This is a genomic window from Spartobacteria bacterium UBA695 (genome assembly GCA_002298145.1).
Classification (GTDB): Bacteria; Verrucomicrobiota; Verrucomicrobiia; order Chthoniobacterales; family Chthoniobacteraceae; genus UBA695.
On sequence record DBMP01000006.1, the window covers coordinates 83162 to 106912 of the forward strand.

14 protein-coding genes and 1 pseudogene are annotated in these 23751 nt (G+C 51.4%); 2 read left to right on the forward strand and 13 right to left on the reverse strand.

The genetic code is table 11. The features are described from left to right. Positions 1-28: 28 nt before the first annotated feature. The 10 genes from B2828_RS02310 to B2828_RS02355 form a co-directional block, all read right to left on the reverse strand. Positions 29-3901: a hypothetical protein gene (locus B2828_RS02310; protein ID WP_479632065.1), complete on the reverse strand. Its 3873-nt coding sequence runs from the start codon at positions 3899-3901 to the stop codon at positions 29-31. 35 nt (positions 3902-3936) lie between these two features. Next, positions 3937-5379, reverse strand: a complete 1443-nt coding sequence (locus tag B2828_RS02315; protein ID WP_479632066.1) for an MFS transporter — start codon at positions 5377-5379, stop codon at positions 3937-3939. A gap of 166 nt (positions 5380-5545) precedes the next feature. Further along, positions 5546-7834 carry a beta strand repeat-containing protein gene (locus B2828_RS02320; RefSeq protein ID WP_479632067.1) on the reverse strand — a complete coding sequence of 763 codons (2289 nt, stop codon included), beginning with the start codon at positions 7832-7834 and terminating at the stop codon, positions 5546-5548. A gap of 150 nt (positions 7835-7984) precedes the next feature. Next, entirely contained in the window at positions 7985-10558 is a 2574-nt protein-coding gene (locus B2828_RS02325) for a hypothetical protein (protein WP_479632068.1), read from the reverse strand. After that, positions 10555-11490: a PilW family protein gene (locus tag B2828_RS02330; RefSeq protein ID WP_479632069.1), complete on the reverse strand. Its 936-nt coding sequence runs from the start codon at positions 11488-11490 to the stop codon at positions 10555-10557. The genes B2828_RS02325 and B2828_RS02330 overlap by 4 nt, the downstream gene beginning before the upstream one ends. A gap of 395 nt (positions 11491-11885) precedes the next feature. After that, positions 11886-12575, reverse strand: a complete 690-nt coding sequence (locus tag B2828_RS02335; RefSeq protein ID WP_479632070.1) for a prepilin-type N-terminal cleavage/methylation domain-containing protein — start codon at positions 12573-12575, stop codon at positions 11886-11888. 13 nt (positions 12576-12588) lie between these two features. Beyond that, positions 12589-13557, reverse strand: a complete 969-nt coding sequence (locus B2828_RS02340) for a mannonate dehydratase (RefSeq protein ID WP_479632071.1) — start codon at positions 13555-13557, stop codon at positions 12589-12591. 9 nt (positions 13558-13566) lie between these two features. Continuing rightward, a complete protein-coding gene (locus tag B2828_RS02345; RefSeq protein ID WP_479632073.1) occupies positions 13567-14310 on the reverse strand; it encodes an RraA family protein in 744 nt (247 codons plus the stop codon). Between the two features lie 21 nt (positions 14311-14331). After that, the gene (locus B2828_RS02350) at positions 14332-15369 is read right to left on the reverse strand and encodes a glycoside hydrolase family 113 (RefSeq protein ID WP_479632074.1); all 1038 of its coding nucleotides are present in this window, start codon (positions 15367-15369) and stop codon (positions 14332-14334) included. 37 nt (positions 15370-15406) lie between these two features. Then, the gene (locus tag B2828_RS02355) at positions 15407-16198 is read right to left on the reverse strand and encodes an SDR family NAD(P)-dependent oxidoreductase (RefSeq protein ID WP_479632076.1); all 792 of its coding nucleotides are present in this window, start codon (positions 16196-16198) and stop codon (positions 15407-15409) included. A 229-nt stretch (positions 16199-16427) separates the two neighbouring features. On the opposite strand from B2828_RS02355, the gene B2828_RS02360 reads away from it, so the two are divergent. Then, complete coding sequence (locus B2828_RS02360) at positions 16428-17180, forward strand: IclR family transcriptional regulator (protein ID WP_479632077.1); 753 nt, start codon at positions 16428-16430, stop codon at positions 17178-17180. A gap of 15 nt (positions 17181-17195) precedes the next feature. After that, positions 17196-18314 carry a lactonase family protein gene (locus B2828_RS02365; protein WP_479632079.1) on the forward strand — a complete coding sequence of 373 codons (1119 nt, stop codon included), beginning with the start codon at positions 17196-17198 and terminating at the stop codon, positions 18312-18314. Positions 18315-18983: 669 nt separating this feature from the next. Here B2828_RS02365 and B2828_RS02370 read toward each other — a convergent pair. The 3 genes and pseudogenes from B2828_RS02370 to B2828_RS02380 all read right to left on the reverse strand — a co-directional run bounded on the left by B2828_RS02370 (position 18984) and on the right by B2828_RS02380 (position 23747). Next, positions 18984-19414, reverse strand: a pseudogene (locus B2828_RS02370) (ATP-binding protein). Positions 19415-19584: 170 nt separating this feature from the next. Further along, on the reverse strand, positions 19585-22848 hold the full coding sequence (locus B2828_RS02375; protein ID WP_479632080.1) for a hypothetical protein: 3264 nt from the start codon (positions 22846-22848) through the stop codon (positions 19585-19587). Beyond that, positions 22845-23747: a PulJ/GspJ family protein gene (locus B2828_RS02380; RefSeq protein WP_479632081.1), complete on the reverse strand. Its 903-nt coding sequence runs from the start codon at positions 23745-23747 to the stop codon at positions 22845-22847. The genes B2828_RS02375 and B2828_RS02380 overlap by 4 nt, the downstream gene beginning before the upstream one ends. Between the last annotated feature and the right edge of the window lie 4 nt (positions 23748-23751).

The window sequence follows — 23751 nt, forward strand, 5'->3', positions numbered from 1 at the left end:
CAGGGTGTTAATTATTGCGCTGTAATGATCAATCTAGTGCAGCAAAGTGAATCGTCGCCTCCTTGTTGCATGGAGGCATTGCGATAATATATTCGCCGTTGCCAAGGTCCCTTACCTGAACTTTCGATGGAACACCGTCAACAAAGATGCGCTTGATTATAGCGGGCGAGTGAAGCCTCACGTGGAATGGCCTAGAGGTAGAGAACTCAGCAGTCAGGCTCCTATTCATCGGGTTATAATTGAAGGCGCCAAGCTTCGCTGGCTCCCAATCAATCAGATAGATACCTGAGCTTCGAGCCTGAAGCTGAGCGATCACACCTGCATCCCAGGACGGCGGCGTAGTCTCTCCTTCTACATCCTTTCTCCATTTCCATTCGCGCCGTACATCATTCCTAATGAAATGTATCCATTGAGCGTAGTCGTTCTTGAGATCTTTCTCGGGCCACGATTTTATCCAAGCCCTGGCAGAGATGAAGTTTGGAGCCGCCTCAATCCAATACGGCTGTCTACGCCAGTCAGGCAATTGTTTTTCGATAAAAACGCGCTGAAATTCCGTCAAAAACTTCTCTGAAAATACATTGTTAATGGATTGATACATCTCCGGTTGCACGCCGATCCAACTATAATAAGTCGACAAAAAGAAACCCGGGCGGTCTGAAGTGTTCTTATTAGGCGTTAATGAAGCCAAGTCGAAGCAATTCTCGCTAGCAGTTGGAGCAAAGAGTTCAGGGTGTTCGCATTTCGGGTCAAAATAGCGGGCTATGTTGAACCTAGCAAAAGCCGTCCAGGCAGTCTTTAAGCGCAAGTATGCGATCCGATCACGATCTGCTTTATGGCCAAGTACATCGGCCATTCTCTCCAGCGCGCAAAGGCCGACATAGGAGATCGTATCCATGTCGATTCCGCTGAAGCGAGCACCTTCCCGGGCTGAGGAGGTGGGGCATGCCCAATCATTAGCGACCTCCGAGAACCTCAGCAAATCCATGAGTTTATCCCAGTTTTGGGCCGCCATATCCCAATCGCCGCTATATTTGCTATAAATATATTGCCCGTAGAAAACACAAGCGCTTGATGAATTGATGTCGCCCATGATCACAGGGGTAACTGATTTGTCCAGCCACCCATCAGCCAGGTACGGACGGCCCGTCCAGAGTTCTTTTCGGGGAACCCAACGGGAGGGAAGCAACGATTGCTGGATCGCCGTTTTCCCCATCGAAAGTAAAGATTCCCTAGTTTCCTTCGTCAGCATGGAACTGCCCTGCAAGGCCGCATTCCAACACATTCTTCTGGACGGCAATGCAATCACATTGAATGCCGTATAGCATACCTGCCCTCTCGATAGATCTTCGCTCGGATCAGCGCGTTCTTTCGAATTAATTTCTTCGGAAAGGAGCCTGCAAGTCTCGTCGTTCCCCGGGAGAAGCGGAAATGCGGCGTGTTTCACCGGAATCGTTGGAATTGAATATTCCATGGAGTTCCCTTCGGTCCAACGATAGGGCCCGGTGGCGGTGTTGAAGCTTTTGCCGCCATGCCATGGAATTTTAATCCGTCCCAGTGAATCCGCTATCCAACTATATAACGGTGGGATCGGAGAATAATCTGCAGCCTGCCATTTTTGGGCACCCCAATGCAGATAACTGAATTCGTCTTTAATTCGAAGGGTATCCCCGGCAACGGTGTACCATTCTTTGCATTTTACCGGATAGGTTCGCAGCATACGGTTAAGCAGACTGGCCCTTTCTCTCACAATTTCATGATCGATTTGCTTGCCCAGCAATCCGTTGAATGACGTGCTGATCCCGATCATCCCGACAGGAAGGACAATTCCACTTGGATCGAATTTAATTTCACCGGAAGTGCCCGAAAATAAAACCCCAGTATAACAGTCTCCCCAGAGCGTTTGGGGGCTATCAATATTCCATAGAGCCAAAACCCACGGTTCGGAAAGGGATTCAAACCGGACAGAACGTACATCGAGGGGCAAATCGCCGTCTGCCGTAAGGAGCTTCGCCGGGAAAGATTCCGTTAGCGGCTTTCCGTCTGCTCCCGGCATTTCCCCAAATCGCTTGTCATCTTCTTCCGCCGCGCCGGTGCGTGCGACCGAGTTTGAAGTGCCGCGCGAGCGTAGTTTCAGAGGTAGAGTGCTCTCGATGAGAAATCCGGGAGCAGACGCCCCACAGATTTGCTTTGTAAAATTCCCGTCAGAGTAGGTTCTTGTGCGCGTGGATGTAACCCAGTCCACATCAAGCGAATCTGTGTAAGGGATGCCATGGTTGGCATTGTTAGGCTGCATTGAAAAGACCTGCCAGGAGCGGCCATTGTAGTAGGGAAGACAAACTTGGAACCATGAGCCATATACAAATTCGGTGAGGATGGGTGAGTAATTGCAGTTGGCGAACTTCCCAGCGCTGCTGTAACTCATGCCTTCAGTCCATAAAACTCCATCGCTCTTATTGGTAGGCGGAGTGAAGGCGGGCAGGTGATACCACACATCCTCAGGCGCGCCCTCGGGCAACGGCTTTACGGCGGATATGGAAACTACGGCGGTGTCGTCCCTTGCTTTTAGCACCAAATTTGCAAGATGCCCGGGATTCCAATCGATGCCATAGTTTCCGTCCGATTTCAGGTCTGAAAATTTGATGGAATAGCTATGCCGACCTTTCAGAAGGCATAAAGGCCCGGCAGAAAAGCTGACCCGGTGATTATTATTACGGGTTGAATCAGTTGCCCCAGGCGCCAAAAAGAAGAACGAAAGATCGGCGGTTACTTCAGAAGAAGATTCAATTTCCAAATCAATGGACTTGTGCTTCTGCCGCAGCGGCTGGGTAAATTTATAAGAAACAGCCCCCTCCACTACGTCACCAATTTCCGCCAACCCACCCCACGAATCTTTTTTTCCATCCGAATACGTGTCCGTGATCGCTATATCTAGCCGTTTACACGTCTTTCCCAGAAAAATGGTCTGTATCTTTCCCTTCCCTGGGTTCTTGAAAGTACAAGGAGCTTGCGCAAGGTTGACCTGGAGCGGCTCACCGCCATCGGTTGAAATAGCGATAGACTTTACATTAGACCAATTATCCGCCGCTTCAAACTGGACGATCCCAAGATTTTTAATTTCTTTCAGCTCCTTAAAGACGATCGAAAGTACGCCCCCCTTCATCTTAGTGAGGAGCGCCCCGGTGCCCAGCTTGCCGTCAAAAAGTGTGCTTAAATCCTTGGAATTATTTGAGAATTCGATTCGTTCAATGGAATCCCTCCATGGATTAATCGTCTGTGTTTGCCTAGCTTCTTGAGCGTCAACCGCTTTTATGCCTTCCATGTTGGCAAAAGCCGGAAATTTGGAAGCAATAGGATCGTAGATATCGCCTATCTCTGCCAAGCCTCCCCACCCCTGTTTGCCTTGGCCGTCATAGGTTTCCGTGATTGTAATATTAAGCCGTTTGCAGGTCTTGTCCAACCGGACAGCTTGAATGCCGCCCGTCATCAGATTTTTAGGCGTGCTTGGCGCTTGTGCAAGCGTGACGCAGAGCGGATCGCCGCCATCGGCGGAAATAGCGATAGACTTCACATCAGACCAATTATCCGCCGCTTCAAACTGGACGATCCCAAGATTTTTGATTTCCCTCGGTTCCTTAAAGACGATCGAAAGTACACCCCCCTCCATGCTAGTGAGGAGAGCCCCAGTGCCAAGATTTCCGTCAAACAGCGTGTTTAAATCCTTTGATTTATTTGAGAATTCAACCTTCTCAACCGCATCACGCCACGGCCTCAGCACTTGCCAAGGTTGAGCAACAGCGGCGTTGACGACCTTTGAATTCTCACCCTCAGCGTGACATGGATAGCTTATTGTCGCAACGACAGCCATTACGAACAATACAAGGGTTGATGTGAATAACTTCATAAAATAGAAAAATAGTGATCTCGCCTCCTCGTTTACTACTCTGTTTCAGGTTCTCTCAGAATCATGCGCCGCATCTGTAGATGATCCGGAAGTGGCGGAATATAATTATCTGGACCGCCGTTGCGCTTCCAATCGCGAAAAACGAAAAGCATTGGAAGGATGGCCGAGCCGAAAAAGAATACTTTCCAAAGAAATGCCGCACGGTAGTCACTGCCATTGAAATCCATAAGAATCCCAATGAGGTAATAGCCCAGAATCGATCCCCCACAACCGAACACGTTGAGACCGGCTGAAAACTCTCCAAAAACCTCTTCCGGAAACAGATGCATACTGAGAACCAACGACCCCAGCGTCCAGGATACCCAGGGAATCATGGCAACAATCGAATATATTAAAAAACTCGATTTATCAACCACAAGAAAGAATGCGGACAACGGAATTGTGACAAGAAATATAAGACTAGTCAGCGTAACTTGAGTAGCAGAAAACTTGTCGCACAACCAACCCACGGGCACATACAAAATGGCGCTAGCCAATGCGGCATAGGCAAAAATCCGCCCCAAGTTGTCCATATCAAGGTTCAGATTATCCCGTGCATACAGCATTACAAATGAACCGGGGCAACTACTGCCTACCGCAACAAGAACATACGCAATGAAAAAATTGCGATAAATAGGAAGCGAGAGACAATCCCGGAAATAGGCATAGTACCTGGACAAAATATTGCTCCCAGATGGCCGAGGTTCTGGGTCTGGATACTCGCCCTCCTTGACGCGCCAACACATCAGCATAAAAGCAAGCAGATAAAACACACCAATAGCTGAAAATGTTTCGCGTCGATGATCAAGCATTGTCGGAAATACATACCAAAGGAATAGCACGCTTGCCACCGTGTCCACTATACGGAACCAACTTAAAAAGCGGGCCATAAAGACCTGTGGGACCACGTCGTGCAAAAGCCAATTATAGGCGTTTACAAGAACCATATTAAAGAAGTGGAACAGGATTGCGAATGTGCACAAAAATGAAAGCAATACAGTGGACATGGTTATCCACGGTGCCACTTTTATAACCGCATGCTGAAACATCCAGCCTCCGATCTCCGGAGCAAATCCGATGCCCAACAGAGCAATCACTGCCAGTGGAGTTACCACCAACAGAAAAGGAATGCGCCTCCCCAGGCAACTGCGGAACCTATCGCTCCATTGACTGATACCCGGAAGGAATACCACATTAACCAAACCAGCAAAACAGCCCGCTGTAATTCCGATTACTGTATTTGATGCATTAAGATCCTTAAGGTAAAGCGGCAAAAAGCGCCCCAACACTTGCTCAAAAAACGTAAACGCAAAGTCGCCCCACAAAAGCCAGCCAAACAACGTGACGATACCGCGCCGCGTATATGTCAATGATCCCACCGAGTAACCACTCAATAATGGGGAGTTTACGGTGGATTGTGCTGAGGAGACAAATTTCATAGGTTGGTCATTGGCCACTGTTATCTTCGCCGGATGAATGTATTTTTGGAATGGTCCATATTATCCGTTGCTTATACAGGTGTTTACGAAAGACTAATAGAAGGTGGTGCTGCAGACTATCTTCAGCAGCACCACAACTATATTCTCGGCAACGCGATCGGTGTCTTCAATGCCTGCGACGGAAGCGCTGACCTACAGCTAGTAGCCCCAAGCCTCCTATCAGAATAGCCCAAGTGCTTGGTTCAGGAACCACTGTCAATGTCAGGTCGTTTCCATCCCCACCAGTATAGGAGAGATTGCAGGTCGTCTTCCCAACGGTGAATGTGTTACCTGCAACAGAGTATGAGCCGCTGGTTGTAATATATCCTATGCTGTTACCCAAGTGGTTAATGGCATCAGACCCGTCGTTATCAATTAGCGTAAGGGTTGTGCCGGAAGTCAAAGCACTGATTTGAATGAGAAAAGCGTCCGAGAGCGTGAGAACCAGCTCGCCAGAGAGCGAGACTGTGCCATTTACCACAATTTTGTCGTGACTGGATAGGGAGGCCAACTCCATGGATACCTTGGCTCCGCTTTCCACGGCCAGGCTGCCATCGACCGTAGTGGTTCCAGGACTGTTACCAGGAGCCAGTTCACCGCGACTCTTGATCGTCAGTGCGCCCGTGATAGTGCCGGTGCCATTGAGCAACCCGCTCACGGTTACATCACCAGATATCGTGCCATTGTTGGTAAGGGTAGCGGTATTAGCCACCGTTACTGAAGTGGCCACTACGCGCTCAGTATTTTTCAAGCTGGCGCCAGCACTGATCGCCAGTGTGTTTAATGAGGTCGTGGTACCGCTGGCCGCTGTGGTACCAGAGGCAACCGTGATGCTGCTGGCTGTATTGGTTCCAGCAAGAGTGCTCGATCCCGTGAGGGTTGTAGCCCCCATTTTCAACCCGCTACCATTCACGGTGCCACTACTCACACTAACCGTTCCGTTCACTGTACCGCGCCCACCCAGAGTGGCACCGCTGGAGACATTCACTGCACTAGCTGCTGCAAGCGATCCATCCACATCGAGTTCACCATCGGAAATTGTGGTGGCACCCGTATAGGTGTTCGTGCCAGAGAGTTTCAAGGTGCCGGAACCAGACTTGGTCAGCGTGCCTGCTCCAGATGCCGTTCCGCTCAATGTGGTGGAAGAATTCGCGACGGCTATATTGGCCGAGTAGCCCCCAAGCCCTACGTTTCCGGTGAATGTAAGAGCTCCGGTGGTCGCGGAGCCCAAGGTAGCCGTGCAATTCGCTCCAAATGATAGGGAATTGGACAGCGTATAGGCGGTAGCATCTTTGCTCTGGATGGTCGAATCGTAATTAAAGATAACCGAGGAAGGCCCCAGAGCCTTAGAATTTCCGATCACCAAGGTAGCCCCGCTCGTCCCGGCTACCCCAAGTAGAAAGCTTTGATTGATACCGGTATTGTTTCCATCCAGCTCCAGTGCACCACCTCCAAATACGCGCACAGTACTTGCTGTGACTATATTGTTTGTGATTTTCAGATATGATCCAGTAAAGACTTGTATTTTTGTACCAGCCCCATCAAGAAAATCAAAGTTTGTGAGGGTATTGCTGCCACTGAGCGATTGAACAACCGCGCCGCCAAAGGCACCGCCTCCGGAAAGCCGGATGGCATTGTCTAGTGTAATACCGCCTGCAATCTGTATTCCACTGGTCTGCCCAGCCTGTTTCGTAACGGTGCCTGTGCCTAAGGCATGGGAATCCTTCACCAAGATCTGTGAGCCGTTTCCGATAAATACACCGCCAGAAAAGCTATTTGAGCCTGAAAGGGTTACCGTCGCAGCTCCCGATGATGAGAGCGTAAGCGCCCCGCCCTGTCCGCCATCGGATATCGTTCCGGCGATTACAGTATTGCTTTGATTTGCGCCTATCAGGAACAGGCGACTGGTTCCCGTTGTGGCACTACCATGAATAGATCCACTAACGGTCAGTGTTCCCGTCGCAGAATTATTCGCGACTGTGTACACGCCCGTTCCGGAACTTGCAGTATTTGCAATAACAATGGGGGCGCTGATGACTTGACTGTTAATAACAGTGCTGGTGCGTGAGGTCGTTCCTCCAGAAGTCAATAACAACGCGCCAGTGTCAGATCCGATCGTATAGGCGTCGGCATTTGCGGTATCGAACACCATGCCGCCCAAATTGAGATTGTACGAGCCGATCACAACGGCGTTGTTGGCTGAAGTTGAATTGAACGTGGCGATATCTGTGTTTGTCGTCCCGTTCGTATTACCAACGGTAATGGATCCGCCGTTCCAATTGCCGGGCGTCATCCAATCGTTGCTGGAAGCGCCACTCCACGTTCCGCTGCCAGCCAATGAGGCTGAAGCCAACGTCAAATAGATGAGTGTCTGAGTTGCAAATAGAATCGCTGTACTAGGGGTTTTGGATTTCATGGGGTTGTGTAGGGTTAATTGCTTGGGGAAATTCGTTTTCCCACTTTTGCACCGGGGTGGAGTCTTGCCAAGTCGATGCTGGCTTAGGCTGCAATCCGCGCGGATCAATGATCCGGATAGATTACGTAATTACGTCGATGTTCCCGTATTTTATGGTGACAAAGTTCGGTAATAAACCGTGCGAAAGCGAACGGATCCACTGGTGTCGGAATATCGTTCTACCATTGCCTGTAGTCGTTTTTGACCAGTGACCTGAAGTTCGCCACTAGGCGTTTGTTGAATGCTCTCGCCTATTGAATAAAGTGTATAAACATTACCCCGAACTGTCAGGAGATTTGAGACTTCGCGCACCAGCTCTTCGCTCTGCTCGCCGCCGTCCGCTACATCCTCAATTTCCACCATTTCGTATGGGGAGTAATATCCGTTCGGGAGATTATACAATGTGCCACTAGTTGCTGCTATTCGGTTATAAATATTTCGCGCGATATTTTGCGCCGCGGGTGCAGACAACGTCCCTGTGGCAGCGGTGGTTGGAGCAACTCCCTGAAAGACCGCTGCTAGTGGTAGAATCCGATTCAGACTAAATGACTCTAGGCCGGAATTCATGTTCACGCGACCGCCAAATGAGCTTTTATTGGGGTATGTAATCGCATTGGTCTGGGTGTCTGAAACTGGAACCGAAAACAGATCCAGAAAAGCCCAGTCCGGCACCGTCGAAAAGGAACCGCTGTTAGGCTGCAGTCGGATGGAGCGCCAAGGGACTCCCGCGGTGTTAATTCGGACCCCCGTGGTGATGTACCCCAGTTCAGCAACGGAGGTTACTAAACCGGTCGGATTGTCACCCTTTCCTTTGAGCGACGGCATATAGAGACTGGCATCGCTCAAGCCATTGGATGCACTGGGGAGCCCACCCCCAACCGTATCCTGTTGTGGTCCTCCTGATGTGACTTCCTGTTCCAGATATCGCCCGATTTTTCCCGCAACCGGGGTGTATTGTTTCCAGTCGTTTGTATTTTTGTTTACCCTCGGGTCATTGACACCCAATGTATCCACATTTACATGCAAGCTGATGTTTGTGCCGGAATCTATAAGGGGGACGATATCAACGCGGTCCGCTTGAAATGCAGGGCCCAGCGCAACACGCGAACAAACAAGATTTGATGTGTTTGGCAAAATGTTGGGGGGAAACGTGCTTGTAATCATAACGAAACTCCCGCTCTTCAATAGGCCTGAAACTGTGTTTTCCTGAGCATAACCTCCGTTGGTCACTTTTGGCCCTTTTAGATTATTCAACCCAACATAGAAGTAGTAATTACTGAGATCGATATCTGGTAAATGATAATTAGGCGGGGAGTATACTTGTGCCGTAACCGTAAGGGTGGATGCGTTGAGCGTAGCGCTCAGAGATGTAATAGAGGGAGCTCGGGTTACTCCCATATATGACCACGATGTCACCTGCTTACCCTTTGCCCAAGGAGTCCATTTTTGGTTAGTTGAATCCCAATCTCCGCGTATCGGAATGACGACTTCACCGAACGCCTCCTTGCAGCGGACATATTCAATAATATTTACGGCAAACTGTATTGCATCACGATATCCTTCGGATGAGTTGTAGTACTTGGAGGCAAAACTGGATCCCGGCGCCATCGGCCAGTCCTTCCTTGTCAGATATCCATAGAGCATCTTGAGGGTCGTCTCCAGTTTTTGGGGATCGACGTTGGAGGTGTCTCCGGGGTCTTTGCTCTCGTCTTTCAAAATACAGAGATAAGTTCCGCTCGTAACCGGCATATGGGCCTTCTGGGTGGTTAAAGCAATTCGCCTTTCGTTGAAGCAGTTGGTGTCCGGATCCGCGTTATAGTTCGTAAGCTCCATTTTATACGCCGTCAATCCATCGGCCATGCCCGGAACTAGCCGGGCACTTTCAGGCGTATTAAAAAAGTGATAAGTTTGTCCCGTTCCGGTCCCCATCAAAGCAGCGCCTGCTAATGTGACATTTTGACCGGTTAAAATGTAGGAACGCAGGGCATCGGCGGTTGGACCAGTCACCGAGGCGCCACTGGATGACTGCAATGCGGTCAAATCAATCCTAGAAGGATCGCCCATCGGGGCCGTATTGTTGGGCGAACGACCCCAGGCAAGGTTATAGTTGATCTTGGAGCTTTCATCATCGGCCCAATAGGCAAACCTGCCTACGATGGGATTGGAAGCGTTTTTCGTCACAGGCTGCACCGCGGTTGCACTTTCCAATACTCCACTCTTGCGAACGTAAACCCAAGCCAACGGCATATCGCACACCTTCCCCGTTGTGGAATTTATGTGCTCTGTAAGCAGATGGGTCGACGTATTCCGGAATGTCGGAATATTGAGATTCGCGGGGCGGAGGGACAGTCGCGGATCGGATATAATCGAATTCGAAACGCTGCCAGAGGAAAGCGAAATGGGTTGACTAAGCGCGCCTTTATTCGCCGTGTCTGATACAATCAACTGCCCTGGGCCGCTGATCCACTGGAGGTTGCTTGCGGTGGTTTGCTGAAGTTTGGCAAGGCCTTGTTCTACCCCAGCTTGAGCAATCAATTCCGCCTGCAACGCGCCGAGATTGGAGTGCGCGGAGGCTCTTTCCATCCTTACCGTATCCATCAAACCGACCACCAGGATTGAAATAAGGACGATAAAGGCCAGTATGATCAGTAATGCGCTCCCCGAAGGTCGAACGGTGCTTTTCATTTGGAGTTCTGAAGGTAAATGCGTGTTTCGCATGGGCTTAATCCCGGCAGAATTCCCCTAAGTTCGGGCTGTCCTTTCACTTTGCCTACAAAATCATTGGCGTCTGTGGAACTGATTACGGCACTTTTTATTGCGCTCTCCATTGAGGATGTAATCCGTTTAGCCGAAATACGGTCGATCATTACGAAACTCAGATCGATTGCCGCAGGAAGATGAAACGTGTTTCCTGACTCTTGATAACCCGTTCGAGAGTCGAAGGTGCTTGTTCCGCAGCTTATAGCTGTCCCGGAATGTTGGAGACACGAAACCCAGAAGCCGATGACATTCTCCACAAGCAGACCTTGGTAATTGTTGCTCCTATTTGCGGGAGCAATGGCGTTAATGACTCCATCATTGATCCAATTCGTGGGTTGCGTATAGATCAAATAGGTGGTACTTGACACTGCGGGATTGGCGGGATTGACAAAAAAGCGACAGAGATTTGCGTGTGGATTGCCCTTGGTCGATTCATCCCACTGCACAAAATATCCGATTTCAGCGAGATCTCCAAAAGTGGAGTCGGTGGCCACCGGCGCTTGCCAGAATATAGCGTTGGGGTTCTGATACGCCCCCGAAAGAGTCGTAGGGTTGACCAATAGCTGCAAGCTTGCCGTGTCAGTACGGTCAATGGGAAGTTGGGCCGACTGCAATTCTTTGCTTATGAATTCCAATATCGCCCGACCACCTTCGCTCTTTTCCACCTGCGCATTTCTCATCAGCCAAATTCCGCTGGTATGGCTCAACATTTGGCTCAATATGGTTACCAAAAGAGCAAGAATCACAACGCCTACAAGCAGTTCCAACAACGTGAACGCGGAAGATTGTGCGCCGTCTACGCGATCTCTCCGAGTTGTTTCGGGAACGTCATGCTTGGGGGAGGCAGAAGGTTCCATTTGGGGTTAGTGGGATTGAGCTGTGTGCATCACGGTCTTGGGTTCCGATGCTCCAGCAGGACGGTAGAAATTCAGGGCGACATTAAACAGATTCGGATCCGCCGAGGTCGACACCACCACAGAACATCGATAAACCGCCTTTGTCTCGGACGTAGGAATTCCACTCGCGTCGTAGAAGCAGGAAGTGCTCCCTGCGACAAGACCCGTTGATTGGCACCTTAGATCACTAATGACTTGGCGAGACATTACAGCAATCAAGCTTTCATCCACTGAGCTTCTGCTGGAGGTGACGCCCATAGAAAGCAGGCCAAGAATGGCCACCAACGCAACACAAACCACGCCCATTCCAAGAACGATTTCGACTAGCGAAAATCCGCAAGAATGGGGGCGACTAGTCATGGCCGGTCAATCCTGATACGACCAGTGGCGTTAAGAACCGTTAGCTGGTAATAGTTGGGGGATGTGGTGACAACGGACTGGGTGCCATTTTTACCATAGCCTTCCACAAGTTTGACGATGGTGGGGCCATCGGAGTAATAAGTACCGCCATCAGGCATAAAGACAATGGATAATAGAGGCTCCAATATAGCCCCTCCGCCATAGCTTAGTGTTGGGAACGCTACTGGTGTGGCATTCGCTGCGGGAGTTCCCGGGCCGGGGCTAATGTCAATTCCAGCACTTAGCGACTCCCATTTGGAGATTTGCTTCCAATCAGTGGGTGCCAATTCTTGGGTGCCATTCGTTGGTGGTGTAAGTTCCAAGATGGCAAATACGCGCTTTGATACATCCCTCGATGGATCCGTCGCCACCACCAGCGCCGTCATCGTGTTTCTAGACAGGGAATTTTGGCGTGCGGAGTTGATCATCCCGCCTAACAACTCTCCATCCACATTGAGCGTGCTCGATTTCCCGATATTTACAACAGCGGGAACTACGAGCCCCATTAGGCATGACATCATGGCCATAACCACCAACAACTCCAGCAACGAGAATCCCGTTGCTTTATTCGACGAACGAAAAACTACCTCTTGAGAAATGGCGTCTTTGCCGCCCCGGGTCAAGCTAAACTCAATGCTTCTGTTCATCGTCTCAATTTTTCTAGCTATAGGGAATCTGGAGGGCATCCATAATTCCCTTCAAATAACCTACCGCAAAGAGCCGCCCCAGAACGGCGTAACCGTGCAGGGCATTGCTTTCGCCCGCCATGGTTGGCACGTGATCGACCCGAATGGGGACATTCAAGCCAGCCTCGTGGTACAATCGCATCACGTACGGCATATCGGTTGGACCATCGTCTTGAAAGGTCTCTTCAAAACAGTCCGGAGTTCCGCGCAAATCGCGAAAATGGATAAACTTAATTCTTTTGGCAAAACGTTGAATGGATTCCTTAAGTTCGCTTCCCATCACTGCAAAATTCGCCTGACAAAAAGTGATTCCATGGGACGGACTATTGCTAAGCGCCATTGCCTTCTCGAATGCGCCAGGGGTCGTAAAGATGCGGCCAATACCGCGAAGTGAACTGATCGGAGGATCATCTGGATGCAATCCCATTGCCACTCCAGATTTTTCGGCTACCGGAATGATGTTGCGGATAAAATATGTATAGTTCTCCCATAGTTTTTCCCGAGTCACACATTTGGCCTCCGCCACCGGTTCCGAGGAAAGCTCACTAAGGGTAAAGCGACTGGTAAAGGCGCCGCCACGGGTTGGTACATCCACCCGCGTTCTGCACCAGCCAATCGTCGCCATAAAATTATAACAAAGCAGCGGAATGCCCAACTCCCCCATATTTCCAAGCATCGCGGCGTACTTTTCCAAATCCTCATCCCGTCCCGCGCGCCCAAGCTTGATCCGTTGCATATCAAACTGATCCCCTTCTACGCCGATCAGTTGAAAACCTGCGTCGGAAAATCGTTGGCAAATTGTCCGTAAGGCATCCCTATTCCAGGGTGCCTCTAAGCCAGTCAATTCCGGTGCCGCTTTGACAATCGCGTGAGTCACACCTATTTGCCGAGCCAGCTTCCAGGATAGGTCTGGTGTGGCGGGAAGAAATTCGGCGATAATCATTGGGATCTCCTAAAAATATCCCCCTTTTTGGGTAATCTGCTGGATACTTTGCCCATCGGCTACCCATCCGAAGATTTTCTTTTCGTTGGCTTTGATCTCTTCGGCGCGAAGCAGAACGTCATAAGCGATTCCGCGCGGCACAGCCAACACCCCATCAATATCACCTAATATGACGTCTCCAGGCTTGATCGTGGTATCTCCAATTTTGATTGGAATTTGGTAATGCGTAATCAGGCATCGACCAAGGCTCCCATTCGATATGCGATATTTGTAAAAGAGAGGAAAATCTTTCTCCAAAATCTGGTGAGTATCGCGAATCCCGCCATCGATACAGGCGGCCTTGACTTTCTTGCCGACCGCCGTTGCCGTCATGACGCCTCCCCAAAGCGTTGCCTTTTCGTCCTTGCTGGTATCCCAAACGACAAAATGATCTTCCCCCATTTCATCCAGCATCTGCGTGCGAAACTCCATCTCGCCGCGAATCTTCACGTTGGGAGCACTTTTTACAGTAAAAGCAAACCCCGCCACGGTGCGATATTCTCTCAACGGAAGAATGTATCCCGGAAGGGCCTGTTCGAGCAGGCAGAATTCTCGTAGAACATCGTTTACCGCTCCGGTATAAAGCTGTTCAAAACGCGATAGCAGTTCTTTGTCAGAAACAGGGAATGACTGAGTCGAAACCCCTTCGCGCTGCTCGATCAGCTTTTCCAACTTCATCATTCCAACCTCTTTTTTGTAAGTATCAACAGACATAATTTTCTAGTTCAATAGGAGCTACGATGCAAGTCTCTGAGACCAACGTTTGAAAACACCAGCCGCAGGTTTACACCACACCGAAAACCCTTTTTCCCCTCGCGGATCGTCTCGCAGCCACGGACGTTCATTCTGCTCCTCCCACTTCCACCATAGTAATCCGCCCCACCACGGTTCATCCCAGAATGCCTTCAACACGGTTTCGAGATACCGTGCTTGTTCCTCCCCGTCGTAACCGCCGGGATTGTCCCAACCCCATGGCTTGGCAATAGCACCCGCTGTAGAGCAACAACCGCATTCGTCAAAGTAGAAAGGCTTTCCGTAAAGTGCGGCCGTTTCGCGGTAGTAAACAACTTCAGTCTGGATGCGTTCGGCCATCTGCGCATCAGTGGCTCCGGGACCGTCGGCCAGCGGTGTATAAAAGCTAGTGCCAAGCGAATCCAGTTCATAGAACCAATGATCCGGACATTCCTTGAGTTCCTTGCGGTAATCAATGGTGCGCGTATGCCCCGTCGTAATATGCCCGTTGTAAACACTGCGGGCCGCCGCGACTACCCGCTTCCAGTGGTCATGTTTATCGGCGGTGCGATCCAGTTCGCTATCAAGACCATAGGCCTCGCATCCGGCACGCTGAGCCAATGAAGCATAGTGAAGAGTACGCTCCGTCATGCTCTCGAACCAACGGGACCAATGGTCCTTTTGCTTCCCCGGGATTACGACGCCTTCGTTAGGGAAAGTGACATCGTAACGCTGCGAACCGTCCCAGCATTCCAGCATCGGCCTCAACTGAACCCGCATCCCTTTTTTGTGAAAGACATCAATGATGTCGCGTAGTTCGTCGTCGGCAGGTGTCATGCGAAAATCACGATACTGCCGGGTGCTGGAAAAATTGTCTTGAAGGACCGTGGCAATCACACAAACCCAATTAAACCCCAGTTGTGCCATCCGGTCCGCCTCCTCGCGAGCTTGAGGAGAACCGAAATAGCCATTGCGAGCATAGAAACCAAAATTCGCTCCGAAAAACCGGCCGCCGGGAATTGCTGAAATTTGAGAACTCATAGATGTAAAGTGGAATACGTTGAAGCGTGTGGTGCTTTCATAGACTCATGCCCCCGTCTACAAAGAGACTCTGACCGGTTATATAGCGTCCGGCATCGGAACAAAGGAGCAGGGCGGCACCCGCACAATCGGACGGTTGCCCCATATATCCCGCTGGAATCCATGAAAGCACTCTGGCTGCATCCTTTGGCTCACTTACCCGATCCCTATTTCGATCCGTCACGATTACGCCAGGCGCGAGATTGTTTGCAGTGATGCCGAACGCGGCGAGTTGCTTTGCTAGGCTCAGCACCATGGCGCATTGCGCATTCTTCAACGATGAATAGACGAGCATTTCAGAACTGGGAACCTTCTCCTGCACGCTGCCGATGCTCAAAATTCGTCCCCATTTCTGGGCGACCATTTGTGGCACTGCCAGTTGCAGAAGTTCCAGCCCACTCCGGAAATTCACAGAAAACTGCGTGTCGATATCGGCCCGCGTAATGCCGAGCCAATTTTTCGGAATCTGCACCGAGGCGTTCAGCACGAGAATATCAATCCGCCCCAATGCGACGACGGTCGAGTTGTAGATTTGTTCGGCGGCACCGTTCCGCGAAAGATCCCCACGAACCAATGCCGCACGAACTCCAAGGTCTTCCGCCTGCTTCACAACCGCGCGCGCCTTTTCCTCCTGCCCCGCATAGTGGATAGCCACATCCGCGCCCGCTTGCGCCAGAACCAACGCTATAGCAGCCCCGATGCCACGGCTCGAACCTGTTATCAATGCGGTTCGGCCTTTTAGGGAATACGACGAGATGCTTGGACTGGTAACTGGATTCACGACACACATGTTAAGATAAAAATGATGATGAAGACGGGGGGGGAGAAGTCTTGACTAGTTTCTAGAATCTTTCGAACTACTCTGTGGCGTAAAGGAATGAGGAACGCCCCGTATTGCCACACTACAAAGCAGCCGTTCATTGCCTGAAAAATCCCATTTTGGTTGCTACTTTCCAAGCCGGATCCTATAAAATAGATATAACGCGCGGATCAATGATCCGCCGCAAGAAACACCCGTTATGCCAAGCAGTGAATATTTGCAATCAGTCCAGCGCACGGTTCGGATACTATACGCAGTCGCCGGAGCCGAAGACGGTAGAACCATCAGACAAATTGCCGATGCTACAAATCTAAAACACAACACTGCCTACAAATTTGTGCGGACCTTGGAAAATGAAGGTCTGCTTTCGCGCCGGGAACAGCCGATACGCTTTACCCTCGGCCATGCACTTACCGAACTTAACCAACTCGATAACGATAGACATCTCTTAAGCGTTGGAGCGGATGTCCTCAAGTTGACATCCGCAAAGATGCCCGAAGGAAATTTTGCATTATTCGAATTTGAATTTCCGTTAACCTGGCAGCGGCTTTGTGTTGAGACAACCAGGCCCGGAGTGCTGATTCGAAGGCGGGCATTCAGCATTCATCCCTATATCAAGGCTAGTTCCCTGCTATTTCTAGCCTATAGTACGCCGGAACAGATCGCTGATTATCTGAAACTGCACCCCTTTGATTTGGAAGGACAATCGACATGGGAAACGAGAGAAAACTTGGCGACATTTCTAGATCGAGTTCGCAGTTTGGGATATTGTGCGCCGAATTGCCCGGAGATTAATGTAGGTTATCGCATCGCTTTTCCGATATTCTCCAGCGGTCATGAACCCATTGCCGCCGTTGGAGGCTATCTCCTGGGCAATGTATCAAAACAAATGCGGCAAAAACTACTGTCACACTGTCGGCAGGCAGCCCTGAAAGTCCAAGAGGCTCTTTGATATTCATTTATCGCCATGACCAATTTCACTCACGATTTACGCGGGCGAGAGATCCGCTTTTATGTTGGCACCTATACTAACCCCGAACAGACAGGATCACTAAAAAGCTGCGGCATCTATGTTGGCAGTCTCAATATCGACACCGGCCATTTGAACCCAGTGATTGTGGCGGGCGATGCTGAAAACCCAAGCTTTCTTACGTTGTCGCCCCGCGGAGAATATTTATATGCGGCCATCGAACGCCCCCAGGGAGCGGTGGCTGCTTTTCGACTAAATGCCAACGGATCGCTCTCTAGGCTTAACGAACTTCCAACCGGAGGGGCAGGATGCTGCCATGTTTCAGTAGATCGAACGGGGCGTTATGTATTTGCTGCAAATTATCGCGGGGCAAGCGTGGTTGCATTTAGAGCGGGCAAGGATGGAAACCTGGAAGAACAAACCGCATTTATTCCTATAAACGGTTCAGGGCCACATTCAACCCGCCAAAGACAATCCTTTGGGCATTCAATTTACACCGATTCCACAAATCATTTTGCCTATGCGTGCGATCTCGGGTCAGACAATGTCTGGAGTTTCAAATTCGATCCCAGCATAGGAACACTTGCACCTAATTTCCCTGCATCAGGCCGAGTCCCTGCGGGCTCGGGGCCCAGACACCTCGCATTCAATGCGATTGGCAACTTTATTTATGTATGTAACGAATTAAGTTCTACAGTTACAGTATTTCTCCGAGAAGAAAACGGAACCATAAGGCCGATTCAAACGATTTCCATATTCCCGAAAACTGTAGATCTTTCCGGCTTTGGAATAGCTGAAATTTCCGTTCATCCTTCCGGAAAATGGCTATATATATCCAATCGAGATATTTTGAATATGGGCCGCGATTTAATTGCTATCTTTTCCATCAGCCCAGACGGGCGACTCACGTGGAAGAAGAATACCCCGGCACAGGTTAGGCATCCGCGCAGCTTCGCTATTGACCCAAGTGGACACTACATGATTATTGCGGGCCAAGCGGACCATCAAATAACAGTCATGAAGGTCAATACCGAAACGGGAGATCTTGCGCCAACGGGAGAAAGCATTGAAGTACCTGCGCCAGCTTGTGTTTTATTCGGTCCATTTTCGAAATGACTCAAACCAAAAAAAACCACACTGAAACAGGCCCCCCGAACAAGGATTCAGAATTTCCATAACTTTCAATTAATCGCAACACGACCACACCGCCCAAGACTCGTGAAAGCGGCATCAAGTTGCCGAGGCGGTTAGAAGGAAACCGACGGACATCTGTGTTAACCATAGGCCATCGCGATAGCCGCCAATGCTGGCATTTTCATAACAGCGAATGCCGGTGCTGTTAATCGAGAACGACTTTTCGGAAACTATCGAAAACCAGAACGGATTCGAAACTTTCGTAACTCATTCTGGCTGAGTATAAATTCACAAAGAACCAGAAAATCCATTTCAAAGAAATATGTGCATGGGAGCCTGGAATTTTGGCGGACCGTTTCGTCTTGATTAGCGCGCTGAACAGCTCGGCGAGTTTATCAACGGGAGCCGGTTTTTTGAACCGGGGCCGTTGTTCCGAACGCGGAAGCAATGGACGCGAACGCGAACGGCAGTTTTTCATTAAACCCCTGCCAGTTCTTCGCGTCCCACGCCGCCGTGTGACAGGTGTAGAGCACGCGCCGCGTCCACCGACGCCTCGCTTTTTTTCGACATCGTTTTCCGCAACCCGCGTGAAATAGTTGGCGAAAAGCTGCATATCGCACCATTCCCGAAACAGCGGCGCGACTTACTTGGTCAGCTCCGGCTCGTAGCGGTCATAGGCTCCGGTTGCTCGAACTTGACGATCCAGCAATGGGCCAGAAGCAGGATGTGCATCCGGCGCCGGAGTAACGGGTCAAGCGAGGTGCGGAATTTCGTGAATTCCTCGGCAAGGATAACGTATCCTTTACCATAGCCGAAATCCTCCACGGAGGTTTTGTTGTCGCGCTGGCAGATAAAATCGACGAGTAATTTTTCCAGCCAATCTGCCGTATCAACCACCAGCGTTTTGAAATCGTGCGCCTCCGTGGCGAGCCATACGATAGCATCAGTGACATCCCCCACCCTTTAGTGACCGAGAGCCGTATCACATCCAAATGATGGATGCCGCCCTCGGTATCGAGAAAAACGGGAGAAGGAAATCGCGACGCAAGCGTCGATTTTCCGATTCCTTCCGGTCCGTAGATGACGGGCCTTTTGGGGTCTCTGAATACATCCTGTTTTTAGGGCCAATATTTGTTTCATGGATGTTTTCTCTTTATGTTTTGAGGCTGGGCAACCTGCCGCCCGCGACCATGAACCGTACCCATGTCAAATCATAAAAGCCCCACGCCTCTTCCGGGGATAAATCAAAGGATTATTGGTTTACGGGCTCCAGCTGCTCGGCGACAATGTTCCCGGTATAACGGTCAATCGCCAAGTGAAGCCAGTAGCGGCGTTGGCCTTCCACAAGGAATTGATCAAGATTGGTAGCGGTCGTTGGATAACGCCCGGTCTGGGCGACAAGATCGACCATCAAATTCCATGTGCGGGTGTTGGAAACATCCGCCAGGGCACGCACGGCGGCTTCCCGTTGCGTCTTGTTGGCTTGGTCTGGAGTCGTCGAGAGCGCGCTCCCGATCACCGTCGCGAGCCTGGTTACCAGATCGGCCCGGTTCAAGAGCGGTCCCTGACTAGCCGCTGCGCTACTGGTCCAGTTGACAATGGCGTTTGCGATATCCGAGACATCCGTGGAAAGAACGGCGCTAGCGGGGGCTGATACCGAACTGACCGAGGCTGCCTGCGCTTCAAGTTTCAGCCCGCCCGAGAGCGCCGCTTCAAGAACAGCCCGGTTACGGGTGTTGAGATTGACGCGCCCGGCCATTACCGGCGCATCGTTTACGGAGAAAACGTCCAGCAGGGCCGCGTCCGCGCTTGAGGTCGTAAAGAGATCAAGGCTCTTCCATGGCAGGTCACGGAAAGCGTAGCCCAATTCCCCCACCGAGCGGAAGGGACGATTGAGAATGACGGGGCGGCGGCTTTCCATCGCATTTGTGGTCAAAGCGAGCGGGCAACCATCTCCGGCGGCGTTTGAAACACCGTAGATCGCGTCACCGGGACGCACAGTGGCATCCCGATCCTCGTAATATCCAATATTCCCGCCAACCGCAGCTTTGGTATTGCTGCTAAGCAGTCCCAAATAGAATCCCGAGGTATGAGCGCTGTTCTGATTTGGATTCCATGTAAAGCCGTTCGTGGGACTAAAATAGATAATCTCCTGCCCGGCCCCGGCATCCGGTCGGAGACTGCTTCCGGGGGTGGTGTGCCAGTGTTGGGAAAGGCCGAACCGGTCCGTCCGGGGATCCGCTTTAAGGTAAGCGTACCTGTATCCGCTGTCAGTGCCGGTTAGAGACGGCATTTTGATGTTATAAGTCGTTGAATAAGGATACCAGTTGCCATCCGCTGCTTGGTATTCCATCATGAAACTCATCGACGGTGACGGACGAATGGCTCCGGTTGATAAGGTTCCGGTGGTAGGCATGGCAGGGCTCGTTCCCGACCGAAACAACACGGGGTTCGGCACTCCGGCCAAATGAGTCGGCATATTTTGCGAATCAGAGGAGGCGCCGATAGTGGACGAAAGCACCGTGGGATTATATAAAGCCGCCGACTTCGGAAAGGTGATTTGCGCCGAACTGACTGCGGTGGAGGGGTCGAGCGAGTTGCTGAAGATGACGGTGCTTCCATTCGCGCCGCTGTAACTTCCTGATGGCGTATAATATTTGATTCCAGTCTGAACACTCCCAAGGGCGACGACCTTGAAGTTACTGGGGCTGGTATTGGTATCCACATTGGTTGCCTGATGAGGATTCCAGACTTCGGGTTGAATGTATCCCGTAAATGTCCGGGAGGCGGGATTGTAGGGATTAATCGCGAAGAGGCGGGAAAGATAAGGAAGATTTTCAATCCCATAGAAATAATTCCGGGGCTCGTAGCCGGTGTTTGAAATCGCTTGGAAATAGATTGTGGTGGGGTAGCTGTCGGAGTCGTACTGGTCGATGATGTTCGCGCCGATTTGAATGATCTGGGCATCGGGCAAAGAACTTAGGGCCTGGACATCGGAAGCCGGGCCAAAACAAGGGCCTGATTGGTCGGATAGCGGGCCCGGATCACGCGCCAACGAACCGGCGAGAATCGCCGCCTTCAACAATTCAAAGAAGTCGGGTTCGCGTTTGGCGCCCGCAACCTGGTCGAGCGTATAGATGCTCGACGCGCTGCCGTGATTATAGATCCATACGGTCTGATACCCTCCGCCGCTTTTGATGCTTAAGCCGAAGTAATTTTTGATTTTGGTCAACGTATCCGCCGATGGAGTCGTCGCTCCATTGAGCAATGCGATACGGCTCAACGGGAAGCGGGCTTTCAAGAGAGGGTCTCCCACCTTGGCCACGGTATTGTCATTGCGCGTGAAACCATCGGTGTTGGTCACGCGGACATTGGCAAGATCCCGGTTGGCGCTGCTGCTGGCCTCCGCGTTTGTTGCATAACTATAGGAGTTCCCCGCGTCCTCCTCTGGAGTCCAACTGGGCGCGTTGGCTTCGCGGGAGAAGGTCGAGAGGTATTGAAGGGCCGATAAATCGGCACTGAATTGATCGGAATGATTGCGGGCATAGGCGATCAAATCCTGGCGGCTAAGGAAACACTGATCCCCGCTGCCACCATTGCTAATGATGCTCGAAAAGGAGCGTGTGGGATCAAACATACCGCCCGAGCCCGCCGTCGTATCCGCGTTGTTACCGGTCAATGCCAAGCGCCATGAGATCAATGCGGGAATGCCCGCGGGTACGATTCCGGGAATTTGCGTCAGGTCCACCTGATGGAGCCATCCCCGCTGGGCGTTCTGGGCGGGTGTAAGGCCGTTCCCTGCGACATTGATATCGAGCCCCCCCCCTTCGTCATAGATGACGTAAGCAAACCGCCCGATCGCGAAATCCGCGTTCGCTTTGTCTTTAAGATGAGGCAGATCCGTGGAACTGATCGTATTGCCCGATTGATTCACGCCCGCGTCGCTCCTTGTTACAATGATCCAATTCGGGGGCGTAAAAGTCTGCTTCGGCGAGGCATCGGTTGAGCTGGTCGGGACCATCAACAACGGCGCGTTCCACTGCGCGACGCTGATCACACGATGATTGAGGGACGCTGCCGTCGTCACACTGGCCGATGCACGATTGCTGGAGGGAAAGGTATCTGTGAGGTAGCCGGTGCCGGAGAAAAAGGACTGGCCGGCAAAGCTCTCCTTAAGCACATTTGGAAACGCCGTGCGGTCCACGCCGCCGGTCGCAAAAGGAACTGCCGTCTGGTTACTGGAAGGAACAAAAATTCGCACGCCTCCAGCCGTATACACACCCGCCGTGTCTGGTTTTGAGCCCGCCGCGATTTCTTGGCGAATATCTCCAATGACGATCTCCAAAGCGCCCTTGGCCAGAATGTCGGTTTGGGCTTGGCTGGCGCTGCAGCTCGCGATCTGTTGGTCCAGGATCGACCGGCTGAGAAAAGCGACGAGAACCCCGGTCAAAAGAAAAACCAGGGAAAGAACGATGACGAGCGCGCTGCCAGCTTGACGATGGGAAGGGAAAGTCATGGGAGGTAGTAATAACGCTGGTAAAGCCGGACGGCCGACGTGGCGGCAAGGGGGGCGGCTACGTTATTCCGGGAAAGGGCTCCGTCCGTCACTTTTTTGTTCCAGCCCGTGGCGATGTCCTGGTCATTCTGCACGATCTGTGCTGCCGGGGGCAGCGCGCCAGCCAATGCGTCCAGCTGGGTGGCCGAAAGGAGGCTGCGGCTTTTCAAATCGAGAACGGCGATGGCGACAACAATAGCCAGTACGTCATCGAGGCTTGTCGGCGGGGTCGCGCTCAAGAATGGCTTCGCCCCCGTTCCCCCGTTAACGAGGTAGCAGAATTCGAAGCGGAAAACCTGGTCCCCCACAACTTGGTAGTCGCTATCCGAAATGTTCGGCAGCGTATTCGGTTGCATCAGCTTTTGGGTGGGGCGGAGTTCTTGGGTTTGCGGGTCAACGGCACATGCGGAAAAGGCCGTCAAGGTTCCCGCCGGGCTGGTTTCCCTGGGCACCCAGTTGACGGGCAGCGCGCCCCGTTCCAATTGATAGGCGGAATTGACGCGATACCCGATGACCGAAAGGGGCCTCGACGCGCTCGAATCGCCCAACGCTGTGGAATAGAAGGAGAGAAAGGCGGGGTTTGCGGAATTGACCGAGGAAGCCGCTGTGTTCTGAAACGTGTAATCGATATCGGTCCGCCTCAGCATCCGGACAATGTCGAACGCCATGCGATCCAGGACAAAGCGCGCCTGTTCGTCGGCATCCATGTGTTTGTGGGTGTTATTGATGGCCGTGCTGACCGAGTGGGTGATTTGCAGAATCAGACAGACCAGAACGGCCATCACGGCCATGGAGACGATAATCTCCATCAACGTGAAGGCGCATCTTCCATTTCGGGGCGCGTTTTGTAATGGATCCATGCCG

Excerpts from the sequence above, each read along its gene's own strand:
- B2828_RS02310 (WP_479632065.1), bottom strand. The coding sequence starts at position 3,901 with ATGAAGTTATTCACATCAACCCTTGTATTGTTCGTAATGGCTGTCGTT.
- B2828_RS02315 (WP_479632066.1), bottom strand. The coding sequence starts at position 5,379 with ATGAAATTTGTCTCCTCAGCACAATCCACCGTAAACTCCCCATTATTG.
- B2828_RS02320 (WP_479632067.1), bottom strand. The coding sequence starts at position 7,834 with ATGAAATCCAAAACCCCTAGTACAGCGATTCTATTTGCAACTCAGACA.
- B2828_RS02325 (WP_479632068.1), bottom strand. The coding sequence starts at position 10,558 with ATGAAAAGCACCGTTCGACCTTCGGGGAGCGCATTACTGATCATACTG.
- B2828_RS02330 (WP_479632069.1), bottom strand. The coding sequence starts at position 11,490 with ATGGAACCTTCTGCCTCCCCCAAGCATGACGTTCCCGAAACAACTCGG.
- B2828_RS02335 (WP_479632070.1), bottom strand. The coding sequence starts at position 12,575 with ATGAACAGAAGCATTGAGTTTAGCTTGACCCGGGGCGGCAAAGACGCC.
- B2828_RS02340 (WP_479632071.1), bottom strand. The coding sequence starts at position 13,557 with ATGATTATCGCCGAATTTCTTCCCGCCACACCAGACCTATCCTGGAAG.
- B2828_RS02345 (WP_479632073.1), bottom strand. The coding sequence starts at position 14,310 with ATGTCTGTTGATACTTACAAAAAAGAGGTTGGAATGATGAAGTTGGAA.
- B2828_RS02350 (WP_479632074.1), bottom strand. The coding sequence starts at position 15,369 with ATGAGTTCTCAAATTTCAGCAATTCCCGGCGGCCGGTTTTTCGGAGCG.
- B2828_RS02355 (WP_479632076.1), bottom strand. The coding sequence starts at position 16,198 with ATGTGTGTCGTGAATCCAGTTACCAGTCCAAGCATCTCGTCGTATTCC.
- B2828_RS02360 (WP_479632077.1), top strand. The coding sequence starts at position 16,428 with ATGCCAAGCAGTGAATATTTGCAATCAGTCCAGCGCACGGTTCGGATA.
- B2828_RS02365 (WP_479632079.1), top strand. The coding sequence starts at position 17,196 with ATGACCAATTTCACTCACGATTTACGCGGGCGAGAGATCCGCTTTTAT.
- B2828_RS02375 (WP_479632080.1), bottom strand. The coding sequence starts at position 22,848 with ATGACTTTCCCTTCCCATCGTCAAGCTGGCAGCGCGCTCGTCATCGTT.
- B2828_RS02380 (WP_479632081.1), bottom strand. The coding sequence starts at position 23,747 with ATGGATCCATTACAAAACGCGCCCCGAAATGGAAGATGCGCCTTCACG.